Genomic DNA, 14,510 nt, shown 5'->3' with positions numbered 1-14,510 from the left:
ATGATGGTTAACTCACTGCTCAGCGCCAAGCATAGTTAAGGCAAGCTCATTGTGCTTCGATCCGACACCGCCAATTGTTGCTGTAGTGCCTGCTCCAGTTCGAGCATGGCGCGGTTGCTCGCCTCGCAACGGCGAGCGACTTCGTCTGTCGCCATGGCCTCGGCGCAGGCCTGCTCAAGGGCATCGCAACACTCGATCACGCGCGATGCCTGCGCGATACGTGCCGCACCCTTGATTTTGTGAGCGACCACCGCCAGCGCCCCGCGATCCTGTTCCGGCGACAGTGCGAGCAGTTCCTCTCGGTCGATACGGCTGCTTTTGAGCAATTCCGCCAGCAGACGGCGAGCCTGGGCCGGATTGCCACCGGTCAGCATGTTCAGGTTTTGCAGGTTGAAAGCCGGCGGCGCTGATGTCGGTGTGATGCCATCGACCCACTGGCTGAGCAGGCTCAGGCTCAGGGGTTTGAACAGGCAGTCGTTCATGCCGGCCTGCTTGCAGCGCTGGATTTCTTCGGGCTGCGCATTGGCCGTGAAACCCAGCACGGTGCATGGCGGACAGCGCGCCTGCAGTTCCTGCTGTCGAATGGCGCGGGTCAGTTCATAGCCATTCATCAACGGCATGTTGCAGTCGACAATCACCAGATCGAAGTGGCCGGTTTTCCACAGTTCCAGGCCGCTGCAACCGTTCTCGGCAATGCTGAAGTGATGGCCGAGAAACTCCAGTTGTTGACACATCAGCAGGCGATTGGCGGGATGGTCGTCCACCACCAACACGCGTAAGGGGGTCTGCGATGCCTTGATTGGGGATTCACTTTTGACCGTGCTCAGCTGTATCGGCAGCGTTTCCAGTGCCAGCGAGACGCAGACCTGGGTGCCGATGCCAGGCTGGCTGCTCAATTGCAATTGCCCGCCCATCATTTCGCACAGGTTCCGGCTGATCACCAGCCCCAGGCCGGCACCACCTCTGCCTTGCTGGCTGCTGTTTTCCGCTTGGGCGAACGGTTCGAACAAGCGCTGCTGATCCTCGGCACTGATACCGACGCCGCTGTCCTGTACGGTCAGCTGCATCAGGGCGCGGGCAGGTACATCGGTGTTCATGAGGTCGAGGGTGATCCGCACATGCCCCTGCTCAGTGAATTTGATCGCATTGCTGACCAGATTCGACAGCACCTGCTTGAAACGCAGTGGGTCCAGATGCACATCGACGGCCAGATCCGGTGGGTTGAAGATGACTTGCAGGGAGAGGTTTTTCTGCCGGGCGAGACCGTCGAAGATCCTGGCGACTGACGTCACCGTATCGACCAGATTGACCCGTTCCGGGCAAAGACTCAGACGCCCGGATTCGATCCGTGCGATGTCCAGAATGTCGCCGATCAAACCCAGCAAGTCCTTGGCCGAGTGGTACGCGGTGTCGATGGATGAGCGATCCGGATGCTGCGGATCCATGCGTTTGAGCGTCAGTTCGAGCATGCCGATCACCGCGTTCATCGGCGTGCGGATCTCGTGGCTCATGGTCGCCAGAAAGGTGCTTTTCGCCCGGTTGGCCTCATCCGCCCGTTCTTTGGCCGTACGCAACTCGTCGAACAGCTGGCGGCGCTCGCTGATGTCGATCCAGCCGCCAATGATGCCTTTCACCTCACCGCTGGAGTCGCGGTACGGCAGTATCCAGTGATAGATCGTCAGACGCCGGTTGCCGATGTGCAGGGGCCGGTCGACGACCATCGGCGTGCCTTCGGCGATGACACGCTGGTAATCGGCCTGAAAGGCCTGGGCCTCGAAGGCATTGCTCAGGGAGCCATCGATGACGTTTTTGCCGATGACATCCTCGCGGCGGGCATTGAATGCTTCGAGATAGCTCTCATTGCAACTTTGCAACCGGCCCTGGCGGTCGCGCACGTAAATTGGATGCGGTGTGCCGTCGACCAGCGAACGCATGAATTCGAACTGGTCGTTCAGCGCTCGTTCGGCAGCCTGGCGTTTTTTGATCTGGTGGCGCATGTAAGCGTTCCAGACCAGCAGCAACAGCAGTAACAGGAAAGCGCCGATGATCACTTGATAGAACAGGCGTTGGTAGTTGTGCCAGATGTTCTGCGAGACAGTCGAGTAACCGCGCCAGCGTCCATTGATCACCCCCAGTTCGTCGGGGGCGATGCTCAACAACGCCTTGTTGATGATCGACGTCAGTTCCGTGTTGTCCCGCGCGGTCGCCAGTGAAAACGCCGCCTGGCCCGTGCCGATCGTGGTGGTGATCTGCAGCGCCTGATTGAAGATTCGTGAAGAAATGAAGTAGTTGGCAATCACCAGCGAGTTCACCGCACCGTCGACATGGCCTTCGGCGAGCTGGGACACCGCGCTGAACGTATCTGCCGTTTCGATCAACTGGATGCGCGGATATTCCCGACGCAGGTACTCGACCATCGGATTGCCTTGGGCAATCGCCAGTCGCTTGCCTTTGAGCTTGCCCAGATTGGTCGGACCATCCGCGCTTTTGCGGGTCAGCAGAACGTAGGAGTTTTCCAGATAGGGACGACTGAAATTGAGGGTTTTCTCGCGCTCCGCCGTCGGCAGTAATGCGGCGATCAGATCGGCTTGATGACGGTCGATCTGCTGGATCATTTCCGCGTCGTTGCGGCTGCGACGGATCTCGAAACGCAGGCCGGTGCGCAGGCGGATCAGCTCGAGCAGGTCGGCACTGATGCCGCGAAAATTACCGTCGTTGTCAAAGAATGTCAGCGGCGCGAACGCTTCATTGACCACCACACTGACCACCGGATGTTGTTTGAGCCACGCTTCTTCGCGCTGTGTCAGTTGCAGTTTCCGGTCGGTGAGCAGCAGATCGCTGCCAGCGCTCCAGCGCTTGGCAATATTGTCACGCTCACTGGCCGGCACAGCTTTTAGTACTGCATCGATGATCGCCAGCAGTTGTGGGTTGTTGCGGCGCACGGCGAAGCTGAATCCCTGGGCTTCCTGCTTGCCGAAATTGGCCATGCGCACGTTGTTCAGATAACCCTTGTTGATCATGTAGTGAGTTGAAAGCGTGTCGCCGAGAAACACATCGGCCTGATCGAACGCCACGGCGTTGATTGCATTCTGGTAGGAGGGGTAGCAGGTGATGAGCGCTTTGGGGTACAGCGCTTTGACTTCGGGCAACGGCAGATAGTGATAGACCATGCTCAATCGCAGCCCGGCCAGGCCTTCGGTGAGTGAGCGGGTTTCGTCCTCGCGGGTAACCAGCACCGGCATGTCAACGGCGTAGGGTATCGACAGCGCCAGGTTGGCATTGCCCGCTTCGAAGCCGTTCGCGGTACCGAGCAGGTCGATCCGGCCATCGACCAGTGCGCTAATCGCCGCGTCCCGAGAGGGAAAGCGCTGCACCCGGATCGGTAGACCGGTGGCCTGGCCGAGGAGCCCGGCGTAATCGGCCGTCAGACCTTCGTAATCCTTGCCGCTGGTCGTCATGTCAAAAGGCGGGTAGTCGGGCGCGGAGGTGCCCACGACCAGTTCGTTACGTGTCAGCAGCCACTGCCGTTGGGAGTGTTCGAGCGTGACCGGAACTGGCTCGTCCGCCGACCGGCTGAGCAAGGCGTAGTCAGGTGACGTGCCGGGCATGGCGAACACATTGGCGCTCAGGTAAAAACCTGCGCTCAACGCAATTAAATAGTCCTTTAAACGGCTAGGCATGCGGGCTCTCACACGAGTGCGTTTCGTTTGGCCATCTCGATAAGTTCTACAAGGGATTTGGCCTTGAGTTTTTGCATCAGACGTTTTTTGTAGGTGCTGACGGTTTTATTACTCAGAAACATGCCCTTGGCTATTTCCTTGTTAGTGCGACCCTGGGCGAAAAGTTGCAAGACCATCAACTCGCGATCATTAACGGATTTGAATAATTCAAGTTCGGCAAAACGGATGTCGTCGCTGCGCACCGGATTCAATGCCTGGCTGGGGAAATAGTTGTAACCGGACAGTACCGCTTTGATCGCACTGACCAGTTCACTCAAATCTTCCTGTTTACAGACATAACCCGATGCGCCGGATTGCATGCAGCGAATGCCGAACAGCGTCGGACACTGTGCCGTCAGGATCAGGATCTTTAACGGGGAACCCATGGCATTGAAGCGAGCCAGTACTTCGAGGCCATCCAGCTTGGGGATGCTCACATCGAGAATGACCAGATCGGGCATGCACTCGCGCACCATTTGCATGGCATCGACTCCGTTATCGGTTTCACCGACGACCTTGTAACCTTCATGCTCCAGTAGCATTCGAACGGCGAGACGGATGACCGGGTGATCGTCGACAATAAAAACGGAGTTCATAATCAAATCCCATGCAAGCACGAATAAAGCGCGCACCTTAGCTCAGTTGAATGAGCACTCGCATGAAGTGACATGGCTTCAGTCACGATATCGGATTAATCCTACAATTAATGAAGAAACGGACTACAACCAAACTAGGTTTGACGTAAGGAAGTGCTGGATTTGAACGGGCTTATAGTTTGACTTGAATGATTTGCAAGTACTGGCCGTAAATGGCTTTTTAAAGATGTTTAAAGTTGCTGATTCGTCGGCGCAATAATTGCCGCTATTTCAGCCATATCAGACGCCAGTCGACACTTGTGGGTCGATAATCACAGGCTGTGTGGATACGGGCGGCCATCGTTATGGCCGCCCGTAGGCGAGCGGGTCAGTGACTGGAGCGCCCGGTCATTTCCAGCGCCATGTCGCTGGCGTAGCTGTCGGTCATGCCGGCGATGAAATCGATCATGCGCAGAAACGACGTGTGTAACGATCCCTGCGGATCCGGTGCGTTACTGCCCAGCAGATCGAGAATGCGCCGGCTTTTGAATGACGGTGTACGACCGTTGTGTTGTTCCAGCGCCGCGCCGCAGAACGAGTTGAGCAGAATCTCGAGCGTGGTATAGGCGCCGATTTCATGCAGGGTTTTGCGTTTGTCCTGAAAGATTTTCTTGCGGGCGATGTCCTTGGCATTCAGCACGCAACGCTTGGCCGGGCCGTGCATGTGCTCGACCAGATCGCCGTGCAGCGTGCCGGCGAGGAGGGCGTCCTGTTGCTCGACAAAGGCCCGTGCGGCGGCGTTGGTCAAATGCTCGATGGCCTTGCCACGCAGGATCGCCAGTTTGCGTCGGCGCGAATCCTGCGGGCCGAGCTGGCGATAGGTTTCCGGCAGATCATCACCCACCAGCCCGAGCAGCAGCGATTCGACTTCGGCGTACTCCAGCAGCTCCATTTCGAGACCGTCTTCGAGATCAATCAGCGCGTAGCAGATGTCGTCGGCGGCTTCCATCAGGTACACCAGCGGATGACGCGCCCAGCGCTGGTCTTCGATTTGCGGCAGGCCCAGTTTGTGGGCGATCTGCTCAAGCAGCGGCAACTCGCTCTGATAGCAGCCGAATTTGTGTTTTTTGTAGCCCAGGGAGTCGGCGTGGCGCGCGGTCCACGGGTACTTCAGGTAAGTGCCGAGGGTGGCGTAGGTCAGTCGGGTGCCGCCGTCGAACTGGTGATACTCCAGCTGAGTCAGGACCCGGAAACCCTGGGCATTGCCTTCGAAATTGAGGAAGTCGGCGCGTTCGGCTTCGCTCATGCCGTCGAGCCAGCCGCGTCCGGCGGCCTGCTGGAACCAGTGGCGGATGGCGTCTTCACCGGAATGACCAAACGGCGGATTGCCAATGTCGTGGGCCAGACACGCCGATTGCACCACCATGCCGAGATCGGCCGGGTCGCACCATTCGGGCAAGGCATTGCGCAGGGTTTCCCCCACCCGCATGCCCAGCGAACGGCCGACGCAACTGACTTCCAGCGAGTGGGTCAGGCGCGTGTGAATATGATCGTTGCTGGTGACCGGGTGGACCTGGGTCTTGCGCCCGAGACGGCGGAAGGCGCCGGAGAAGATGATGCGGTCATGGTCTTTGTGGAAAGGGCTGCGGCCAAGTTCTTGCGGGCTGTGCAGCGGCTTGCCGAGGCGTTCGCGGTTGAGCAGGGTGTGCCAATCCAAGGCTGATTCTCTCCGTCAGGTGACTGGGGGCGTTGGCCCCTAGCTTCCCGGTTCACGTCCGCCCCTGCAAGCGGAACTACAGTCCGGCGGCGTCAATGTCGATCAGCAGCAAACGTTCACCGTTGTCGAAAAACTGCCCGGCTGTCAGGCAGTACTGATTGCTGGTGGCATCGCGGTAGGTATTGGAGAGCGTCAAGCGCCGCTCCTCCCAACCTTCGGCGAGCAAATGATAGAAGTACGGGCGCCACGACCAGTTGTGCCCCAGATAGCGATTGTCGGCGACCCAGCCATGCTGCCGCCATTCCAGATTGGGCGTCAGTTGCGTGCCGTGGCGATCGCATTGATAAAACCGCAGCAGCCAGGGGAAGGCGTCCAGTTGTGGCAAAGCGCTCAAAGGGGCATGAGCCTGAGCCCAGGCTTGCAGGATCGACATCAGTTCAGCGAGTTGCTGGCGCATTTGCATCAGCCGCCCGCGCTCCACGAGTTTCTGCCGGACATAGCGCTGGCGCAGCTCGGCGAAGCGTTGGACGAACGCGTCACTGGGGAAAAACGCCTCCTGTGCCCGTGCGAAGAGGAATCCCTGCACATAGCGCGATCCGCATTCTAGGGCGAAATTCAACTGCGCTTCGGTCTCGACGCCTTCGGCGATGATCCAGCAGCCGGTCTTCTCGGCCATCTGCGCGAGGGCCTTGACCACGTCGCTGCTCGGCCCGCCCAGTGCCGCGGCCTGGAACAGGCGCATATCGAGTTTGAGAATGTCCGGTTGCAGCGCCAGCACCCGATCCAGTTGCGAGTAGCCGGCGCCAAAGTCGTCGATGGCGATTCTTGCTCCCGCCTCGCGATAGCGCGCGACGACTTCGGCCAGACGTTGACCATTGCCACCCAGTTCGGTGATCTCGAAGACGATGCGTTGCGGATCGATGTCGTAGCGTGCCAATTGCTTGAGACTGGGCAAGGCCTGATCGGCGCGCAGGCGACTGATCCAGCGTGGCGACATGTTCAGGCTGAGAAACCAGTCTGCCGGCGCTTCATGCAAGCGGCTCAAGGCGTTATCGCGGATCTGCCGGTCGAGACGGCGCAGGGCAATGGCGGGCGTGCGCGGGTCGGCGAATAGAGGCCCAACCGAGTTCAGTTGACCGTCGGCCTGGCGCAGGCGCCCCAGCGCTTCGACGCCGGCAATGCGTCCGGTGGCGGTATCGATGAAAGGCTGAAAGCAGGCGAGCGGTTGCCCGTCGATCACGGGGCCTCCTTAATGGTTCTTGTTCTGGTGAACCCCGCCGACCGGGTAGGCGCGCGGGATTGAACCTCCGGATAAAGAGGTTCATCCCGCCGACAGTGCAAGAATGTAGCCAGATGTATCCGTTCAGCGTTTCGCCGAGCTCTGCATCACCAGTTTGATCAGCGGCCCGAGGCTGGTGCCGAGCCGGATCAAGCGGGTCAGGCCACCGACACCGCCGCTTTTCGCGCCTTTGCCAGTGATGAATCCCAATAGCGTAACGGCGGCCACGCCCCACAAAGGCGCGTGTTTGATGCCGAAACCACCTTGCAGGTTTTGCGACATGCCGCGCATGCGCTGCAGAGGCTGCAACACTTGCCCGGCTTCATGGCGGATTTCCTGACGATGCATTTCCATGCGCAGGCGGATCAACGCCTTGCGCATTTCCCGACGCGAGCTGTTGTGTGGCAGTTCAGGCAGGCTCATGGCAGCAGGCGCTCCCGGTCGTTGGCCAGCTCTTCGAGCGTGCCGTGGAAAGGCGAGGACTCATCGAAGATCGCAGCCTTGAGGCGCAGCGCGCAGAAGATCGAGGCCAGGGTATAGAACACGCACAGGCCAATGATCGCAGCAAGGCGATAAGTGTCCCAGAACACAATCATCACCAGTGTCGATAAGCCCACCAGTAATAACAGGGCAAAGACCAACGCCAGGCCTGCGAACAGTAACAGGCTGACGGTACGTGATTTCTGCTCCTGCAATTCAATGCCGAACAATTCGACATGGCTGTGCAGCAGACCGAGAACGGCGGCGCCCAGGCGTCGCGTGGAAGAGGCGGTGCCCGCAGCCGGGCCGGATTCACCGATCGACATAATCAGCGCCGGGTAGCCAACAGGCCGATCAGGAAGCCGACACCGGCGGCAATACCGACGGACTGCCAAGGGTTGGCCGAGACGTAATCTTCGGTGGCAGTGACCGCCGCCTGACCGCGATCACGCAAGGTTTCTTCGGTCAGTTTCAAGGTTTCGCGGGCGCGCAGCAGGCTGTCGTGAATCTGCTCGCGCAGCTCATCGGCCTGATCGCCGGCCAGGGTGGCGGTGTGCTCGAGCAAGCGCTCGGTGTCGGCGACCAAAGTCTGGAAGTCGTTCATCAGGATTTCTTGAGCGGTCTTTGCCTTGATGCTGGCCATGGGTGGATCTCCGTAAGTGACGTCTGAAGCGTTCGAGTATGAGCCTTGCGCGAAGGTTCAGTACAAATGACTGGTACAACTTTTGCTGTGTCGTGGTGCGTTCCCCGGCGGTTGTGCGCTGTTGCCGGGCGTGCGCCTCGAGAAACCTTATCCCAAACAAGCCCGGTTCGTGTCAGGACATCGATCTCGTGCGCCAAAGCGGTTCGTCGGACCTTCGGATCTGTGACTGCGTGGTCGCAACTTGGTGCATGAAATGTGCGCATGAACCGCTTTGGTGCCTTTTTCGCCTTTAGGTCTGCCTGCTTATGGAAAATCTGCAAAGCGCTGTGGACACCCTGGTTCACAGTTCCAATACCTTGTTCATTCTGATCGGTGCGGTGATGGTGCTGGCGATGCATGCCGGTTTCGCCTTTCTGGAAGTCGGCACGGTGCGCCAGAAAAACCAGGTCAATGCACTGTCGAAAATTCTCAGTGATTTCGCCGTCTCGACCCTGGCCTATTTCTTTATAGGCTATTGGATTTCCTATGGCGTGACCTTTATGCAGCCGGCGGCGGTGCTGAGTGCCGATCACGGTTATGGACTGGTGAAGTTTTTCTTCCTGCTGACCTTTGCCGCAGCGATCCCGGCGATTATTTCCGGCGGCATTGCCGAGCGCGCGCGTTTCGTGCCGCAGTTGTGCGCCACGGCCTTGATTGTCGCGTTCATCTACCCCTTTTTCGAGGGCATGATCTGGAACGGCAACTACGGTTTGCAAGCGTGGCTGACGGCGCAGTTTGGTGCCGCTTTTCATGACTTTGCTGGTTCCGTGGTGGTGCACGCCATGGGCGGTTGGCTGGCGCTGGCGGCGGTATTGCTGCTGGGGCCGCGTAATGGCCGTTATCGCGACGGTCGTCTGGTGGCGTTCGCACCGTCGAGCATTCCCTTTCTGGCCTTGGGTTCGTGGATTCTGATTGTCGGCTGGTTCGGCTTCAACGTGATGAGTGCGCAGACGCTGCAAGGCGTCAGTGGCCTGGTGGCGGTCAATTCGTTGATGGCGATGGTCGGCGGCACCATGGCGGCGCTGCTCGTCGGACGTAATGACCCGGGCTTCCTGCATAACGGTCCATTGGCCGGTCTGGTGGCGATCTGTGCCGGGTCGGATCTGATGCATCCGGTCGGCGCGCTGGTGACTGGCGCGATCGCCGGTGCACTGTTTGTCTGGTGCTTTACCGCCGCCCAGGTGAAATGGCGCATCGACGATGTCTTGGGTGTGTGGCCATTGCACGGGTTGTGCGGCGTGTGGGGCGGGATTGCCTGCGGGATTTTCGGCCAGACTGCGCTCGGCGGTATTGGCGGCGTCAGCTTGATCAGCCAGTTGATCGGCACCGCGCTGGGTGTTGCGGTGGCGCTGATCGGTGGCTTCGCTGTGTACGGCGTGATCAAGGCGCTGCACGGGCTGCGCCTGAGTCAGGAACAAGAGTATTACGGCGCCGACCTGTCGCTGCACAAGATCGGCGCGGTAAGTCAGGATTAAGTCTCGGCATCGTCGCTACCGGGATAAAAACCGTGGAGCAGGCGATACCGGTCGATGCGCACCTGATCGACTTTTTCCTGCACCTGATGCGCCGGCAAGCCGAGCATGATCAAGGCGTGAGAGGCGAGCATCAGGCTCGATTCCAACAGTTCCGGCACCACTTCGGTGGCGCCGGCGGCTTTCAGTTCGGCCCACTGGCTGTCGTCGCGGGTACGCACCAGTATCGGTACGTGGGCGTTGAGCCGACGTGCTTCCTTGAGGATACGCAGGGCAATGTCGCTCTGATCCACAGCAACCACCAACAGTCTGGCGCGTAGCAGGCCCACGGCGGTCAGCAGATCGCCGCGCGACGAGTCGCCGTAATGCACGTCGCTTTCTCCACTGGCGGCTTCCTGTACCCGCACCGGGTCATTGTCCAGCGCAATAAAAGGCTGCTTGGCGTTGCGCATGAAACGACCGATGGATTGGCCGACGCGGCCGTAGCCGCAAATCACCACATGCTGGTTGAGGTCGGCATTGAGTGCGCTGATCTCTTCGATCTGCGCCTCCTGATTGGGTTTGCGATGCAGCACTGCTGCGATGCGTGGCGCTGCGCGCAGCAACAGGGGCGTCAACAACATCGAGCAGAACGTCGCTGCGAGCAGCAGGTCGCTCAGTGCTTCGGGCATCATGCTGTGTTGCTGCATCTGTGCCATTAGGGCGAAGCAGAACTCGCCCCCCTGGGCCAGCGCCAGACCGCTGCGCCATGCTGTTTCGCTGTCACTGCCGCGCCACTTCACCAGCAAGGCCACGACGATACCCTTGATCACCATCAAACCGACGGTGAGCCCGAGGATCAGCAGGCTGTGACTGACGAACAGTTGCAGGTCGATGAGCATGCCGATGCTGACGAAAAACACCCCGAGCAGAATGTCGCGGAACGGCCGGATATCCGCCTCGATCTGGTGTCGGTAGTGGCTTTCACCGAGCAACATGCCGGCCAGAAATGCACCAAGGGCAGGGGACAGCCCCAGCAGGTGCGTCAGCCAGGCGGTCAACAGCACAATCACCAGCGCCAACAGCACAAACAGTTCTGCCGAGCGTGACGCGGCCACTTCATGAAACAGCCTCGGCAGTAACCAGCGACTGGCCAGCAGCAGACCGACAAACAGCACCACGGTTTTTGCCAGGGTCAAAGGCAACGCCCAGTACCAGACTTGCTCGCTGCTGCCGGCAAACACCGGCACCAACGTCAGCAGCAATACCGCGATAACGTCCTGAAACAGCAAAACGCCGACAGCATTCTGGCCATGACTGCTGAACACCTCGCCGAGGCTGCCCAACTCTTTGGTCACAATCGCCGTTGAGGACAGCGAAAGCCCGGCACCGAGCAACAGCGCCGGCGTCATCGGCATGCCCAACAGCATCAGCAGCAAACCGAGCAGCGCGGTGCTGATCAGCACCTGCTGGCTGCCGAGACGAAACACCACCTGGCGCAGGGCGATCATCTTCGACAGGGAGAACTCCAGGCCCAGTGAAAACAACAGAAACACCACGCCCAACTCGGCTACGTCAGGCAAGTGTTCGCTTTCGTTGACCCAGTCGAAGGCACTCGGCCCGACCAGCAGTCCGACGCACAGGTAACCCAGAACCGGTGGCAACCGCAGGCGACGGAACAGGGCAATGACCACGAGGGACGAGGCGAGGATGATCAACAGATTGGCAAACACTGGACACTCCGATGGCAGATCAGGCTTTTCAAGCGTAGAGGCAAAAAGACCGGGAGGATCGCGCAAATGTTTTTTCTGTGGACTGATTTGCGTCAGGGTTTTGCCTGTGACCCTTTGTTGAGGGGCTGGAGCCTTTGGGCGGCGCTGGCTCGACGGGTTTTCAGGTGCGGCCTAGAATAGGCCCACTCATTTTTTGGTTGAGCAATCATGCCTCCTGAATGTCAGCTGTTCGGCACCCTTGGATGCCATTTGTGTGAAGTCGCCGAGGCCGAGTTGATGCCTCTTGTCGAGCATGGTTTGTTGGTTGAACTGGTCGATATTGCTGAGGATGAGGCTTGGTATGCGGCTTACAGCCTGCGAATTCCGGTACTGCGTCGTGTCGACACCGGGGCTGAGCTGGACTGGCCATTCAGCGCTGATGAGGTCGTCGCGTTTCTGGGTTAATCCGCATTTTCTGGTTTATCCCGCCGGTCGCTACTGCCATGCATTCCTTGGCATTTTGCGGTTTCATCGGTTACTGTATGTTCATACAGTAAATGCGTCAGAGGGATGAACCGTGGTCAATGTCGAACAGTTGAAAAACAGCGTGAACCGGATGTCGGTTGACGTGGTGCGCGAGGCCGTTCTCGAATTGCGCCTGGACGGGCTGGTCACGGAAGGCAAGACGCCGTTCAACAAGCTGCATTTCAACACTTGCTTTGCCGAAATCGAGGCCTTGTTTCAGCGTGCCGGTTACCACAAGCAACTGGATGTGGTCGGTTATCAGGGGCTGCTCTACGCCTTGTACGATCCGGGGCGCTGGGAGGCAGTTGATGTATTGCGCTGGCTCAAGGAATTCACTGACGCCGCAGCGCTGAAAACAATTCCGGCCTGAACATTCTGCGCTAGGTTCGTTTCCCTCAGTGCTGGATAATGCCGCCCTGCATTGAGGGTCCGATTTTCGTATGTCCACATCTACATTTTCCGCTGCTCAGAATCAGGCGAGCACACTTTATCTGCCGCCCGGTAAATGGCTGACCGTACTCGATTGTCTATGCGAGCATTTCAGCGCCATTGACCGTGAGCAATGGCTGGACCGCATCGCTCGGGGGCGCGTGCTGGACGGCCATGGCCAGCCGATCCCGGTGGACTTGCCTTACAAGGAAGGTTTGCGGATTCATTATTTTCGCGAAGTGCCGGACGAGAAGCCGATCCCGGTAGTCGAGTCGATTCTGTATGCAGACGAACATCTGGTGGTGGCTGACAAACCGCATTTTCTGCCGGTGACGCCCGCCGGCGAATACGTTGAGCAAACCCTGTTGCGCAGGCTGATTCATCGCCTGGACAATCCTCACTTGGTGCCGCTGCACCGCATCGACCGGCATACGGCGGGACTGGTGATTTTCTCGGCTAATCCGCAAACCCGATCGGCTTATCAGTCGCTGTTCCCCACGCGGCAGATCGACAAGCGTTATGAGGCCATCGCTCCGGCACTGCCCGATCTGAATTTCCCCTTGGTGCACAAAAGCCGTCTGGTCGATGGCGAACCGTTTTTCCGCATGCAGGAAGGCGTGGGTGCCAGTAATACCGAAACGGCGGTGGAGGTTCGGGAAAAGCATGGCGATCTGTGGCGCTATGGTTTGTTTCCGGTGACTGGCAAGAAACATCAACTGCGCGTCCACATGACTGCGCTGGGGGCGAGCATCTGCAACGATCCGTTCTATCCGCAGGTGTTGAAAGACGTCGAGGACGATTACGCCAATCCGCTGAAGCTGCTGGCGCAGGGGCTTCGGTTTGTCGACCCGGTGACCGGTGAGGAGCGCGAATTCGAGAGCCGGATCACGCTGCAGTGGTGACACCGCCTCACTTTTCGAGCGCCCATGAAAAAGCCCGCAATCAATGCGGGCTTTTTTGTATCCGGTGTCGATCCAGAGCTTACAGCTCTTTAACGGTACGAACCTGATCCTTGTTGATGCGGGTTTCTTTGCCGTCCAGCTGTTTGAACTCGTAGAAGCCCGAATCGTCATCGTATTTCGGGGTGTCGACGGCCTGGATTTCGCGACCATCATTCAAGGTGATCACTGTAGGCGACGAGCAACCGGCGAGGGTGGCAAGGCCCAGTGCGAGCATGAAAGTGGCGAGGGTCCGTTGAGTCATGGGTGTGTCTCCGAATGGGAATTCTTTTGGTTACTGAGCTTGAGACGTATACAAGGCGTGAGAGTTCCTTGAATGGTGTCAGTCTGACACAGTGTTGTGGGAATTTAACAGTTCGGGGGTGTTCAGGTTGGCCAGCCGGGGGTCGTTGTCCGGGCACTCCAGGGCAGTGGCGCCGAGACCGCGCATGACCCGGCCGGGGCTGCGTTCACCGGCATTCCAGGCATCTTCGAAGGCCGTTAGAAGAGCCACCGGAATCACACACAGCAAGGGTTCCCAATGCTCGTCATGGCGCAACATTAAAGGTTTTTCAGGATGCTGATTGGCAGTCTCGCGCATGCTTTGCAGCAGCGCGGCGTCAATTCGCGGAACGTCGCACGGCAAAACCAGCAGGTGGCTATGGCGCGCCGCTTTCAGACCGGCACGAATACCCGCCAATGGCCCCGGAAAATCGCCCTCGTCATCGACCACCAATTGATCGGCAAACGGTGCGTAACGCTCGCGGTTGCGGTTGCATGAGATGATCAGGTCGTCAGTCAGCCCGCGTACCTTACGCTGCAAATGTGCAATCAACGGTTCGCCCAGCCACTCGACCAGGCCTTTGTCCTGACCGCCCATGCGTTGGCCGCGCCCGCCTGCCAGGAGCAGAATGGAGCAGGGGGGCAATTGCGAATCGCGGGTCATGGCAGCTCTCCAGAGGGGCGGCGAAAAAATAGGGCGCTGTGATATAACACCGGGCTG

At 58.9% G+C, this 14,510-nt stretch carries 14 protein-coding genes; 4 read left to right on the top strand and 10 right to left on the bottom strand.

Translation table 11 applies throughout. The annotated features are described in order from the left end of the window. Nucleotides 1-35 precede the first annotated feature (35 nt). The 7 genes from CLU80_RS04310 to CLU80_RS04280 form a co-directional block, all read right to left on the bottom strand. Entirely contained in the window at nt 36-3,680 is a 3,645-nt protein-coding gene (locus CLU80_RS04310; protein WP_099756842.1) for a transporter substrate-binding domain-containing protein, read from the bottom strand. An 8-nt stretch (nt 3,681-3,688) separates the two neighbouring features. Continuing rightward, nucleotides 3,689-4,315: a response regulator transcription factor gene (locus CLU80_RS04305; RefSeq protein ID WP_007908640.1), complete on the bottom strand. Its 627-nt coding sequence runs from the start codon at nt 4,313-4,315 to the stop codon at nt 3,689-3,691. A 367-nt stretch (nt 4,316-4,682) separates the two neighbouring features. After that, entirely contained in the window at nt 4,683-6,011 is a 1,329-nt protein-coding gene (locus CLU80_RS04300; RefSeq protein WP_093435126.1) for a deoxyguanosinetriphosphate triphosphohydrolase, read from the bottom strand. A 76-nt stretch (nt 6,012-6,087) separates the two neighbouring features. Beyond that, nucleotides 6,088-7,251, bottom strand: a complete 1,164-nt coding sequence (locus CLU80_RS04295; RefSeq protein ID WP_099756841.1) for an EAL domain-containing protein — start codon at nt 7,249-7,251, stop codon at nt 6,088-6,090. Nucleotides 7,252-7,374: 123 nt separating this feature from the next. Then, on the bottom strand, nt 7,375-7,713 hold the full coding sequence (locus tag CLU80_RS04290; RefSeq protein ID WP_093435122.1) for a hypothetical protein: 339 nt from the start codon (nt 7,711-7,713) through the stop codon (nt 7,375-7,377). Next, the gene (locus CLU80_RS04285) at nt 7,710-8,096 is read right to left on the bottom strand and encodes a phage holin family protein (protein WP_093435120.1); all 387 of its coding nucleotides are present in this window, start codon (nt 8,094-8,096) and stop codon (nt 7,710-7,712) included. Before CLU80_RS04285 ends, CLU80_RS04290 begins: the two co-directional genes overlap by 4 nt. Before the next feature lie 2 nt (nt 8,097-8,098). Next, the gene (locus tag CLU80_RS04280) at nt 8,099-8,413 is read right to left on the bottom strand and encodes an ElaB/YgaM/YqjD family protein (protein WP_007908653.1); all 315 of its coding nucleotides are present in this window, start codon (nt 8,411-8,413) and stop codon (nt 8,099-8,101) included. A 305-nt stretch (nt 8,414-8,718) separates the two neighbouring features. Here CLU80_RS04280 and CLU80_RS04275 point away from each other — a divergent pair, with 305 nt between their 5' ends. Further along, nucleotides 8,719-9,927: an ammonium transporter gene (locus CLU80_RS04275; protein ID WP_095048442.1), complete on the top strand. Its 1,209-nt coding sequence runs from the start codon at nt 8,719-8,721 to the stop codon at nt 9,925-9,927. Here CLU80_RS04275 and CLU80_RS04270 read toward each other — a convergent pair. Continuing rightward, nucleotides 9,924-11,636, bottom strand: a complete 1,713-nt coding sequence (locus CLU80_RS04270) for a cation:proton antiporter (protein ID WP_095048441.1) — start codon at nt 11,634-11,636, stop codon at nt 9,924-9,926. The genes CLU80_RS04275 and CLU80_RS04270 overlap by 4 nt on opposite strands. Before the next feature lie 207 nt (nt 11,637-11,843). Here CLU80_RS04270 and CLU80_RS04265 point away from each other — a divergent pair, with 207 nt between their 5' ends. The 3 genes from CLU80_RS04265 (at nt 11,844) to CLU80_RS04255 (ending at nt 13,471) form a co-directional block, all read left to right on the top strand. Beyond that, nucleotides 11,844-12,080 (top strand): glutaredoxin family protein, encoded by a 237-nt coding sequence (locus CLU80_RS04265; protein ID WP_099756840.1) that lies wholly within the window; start codon nt 11,844-11,846, stop codon nt 12,078-12,080. Nucleotides 12,081-12,192: 112 nt separating this feature from the next. Then, complete coding sequence (locus tag CLU80_RS04260) at nt 12,193-12,510, top strand: transcriptional regulator (RefSeq protein ID WP_093435111.1); 318 nt, start codon at nt 12,193-12,195, stop codon at nt 12,508-12,510. A 70-nt stretch (nt 12,511-12,580) separates the two neighbouring features. Next, a complete protein-coding gene (locus tag CLU80_RS04255) occupies nt 12,581-13,471 on the top strand; it encodes a pseudouridine synthase (RefSeq protein ID WP_099756839.1) in 891 nt (296 codons plus the stop codon). 79 nt (nt 13,472-13,550) lie between these two features. Here the strand turns inward: CLU80_RS04255 and CLU80_RS04250 are convergent, their stop codons facing one another. After that, nucleotides 13,551-13,772 (bottom strand): YgdI/YgdR family lipoprotein, encoded by a 222-nt coding sequence (locus CLU80_RS04250; protein WP_007908660.1) that lies wholly within the window; start codon nt 13,770-13,772, stop codon nt 13,551-13,553. A 78-nt stretch (nt 13,773-13,850) separates the two neighbouring features. Continuing rightward, on the bottom strand, nt 13,851-14,453 hold the full coding sequence (gene mobA, locus CLU80_RS04245) for a molybdenum cofactor guanylyltransferase MobA (RefSeq protein WP_093435107.1): 603 nt from the start codon (nt 14,451-14,453) through the stop codon (nt 13,851-13,853). Nucleotides 14,454-14,510: the final 57 nt, after the last annotated feature.

The organism is Pseudomonas sp. 29, assembly GCF_002754355.1.
Taxonomy (GTDB): domain Bacteria; phylum Pseudomonadota; class Gammaproteobacteria; order Pseudomonadales; family Pseudomonadaceae; genus Aquipseudomonas; species Aquipseudomonas neuropathica.
This window is presented reverse-complemented; position numbering and strand designations above follow the sequence as displayed.

Coding starts and splice junctions, on each gene's coding strand:
- CLU80_RS04310 (WP_099756842.1), bottom strand. CDS start 3,680: ATGCCTAGCCGTTTAAAGGACTATTTAATTGCGTTGAGCGCAGGTTTT.
- CLU80_RS04305 (WP_007908640.1), bottom strand. CDS start 4,315: ATGAACTCCGTTTTTATTGTCGACGATCACCCGGTCATCCGTCTCGCC.
- CLU80_RS04290 (WP_093435122.1), bottom strand. CDS start 7,713: ATGAGCCTGCCTGAACTGCCACACAACAGCTCGCGTCGGGAAATGCGC.
- CLU80_RS04285 (WP_093435120.1), bottom strand. CDS start 8,096: ATGTCGATCGGTGAATCCGGCCCGGCTGCGGGCACCGCCTCTTCCACG.
- CLU80_RS04280 (WP_007908653.1), bottom strand. CDS start 8,413: ATGGCCAGCATCAAGGCAAAGACCGCTCAAGAAATCCTGATGAACGAC.
- CLU80_RS04275 (WP_095048442.1), top strand. CDS start 8,719: ATGGAAAATCTGCAAAGCGCTGTGGACACCCTGGTTCACAGTTCCAAT.
- CLU80_RS04265 (WP_099756840.1), top strand. CDS start 11,844: ATGCCTCCTGAATGTCAGCTGTTCGGCACCCTTGGATGCCATTTGTGT.
- CLU80_RS04255 (WP_099756839.1), top strand. CDS start 12,581: ATGTCCACATCTACATTTTCCGCTGCTCAGAATCAGGCGAGCACACTT.
- CLU80_RS04250 (WP_007908660.1), bottom strand. CDS start 13,772: ATGACTCAACGGACCCTCGCCACTTTCATGCTCGCACTGGGCCTTGCC.
- mobA (WP_093435107.1), bottom strand. CDS start 14,453: ATGACCCGCGATTCGCAATTGCCCCCCTGCTCCATTCTGCTCCTGGCA.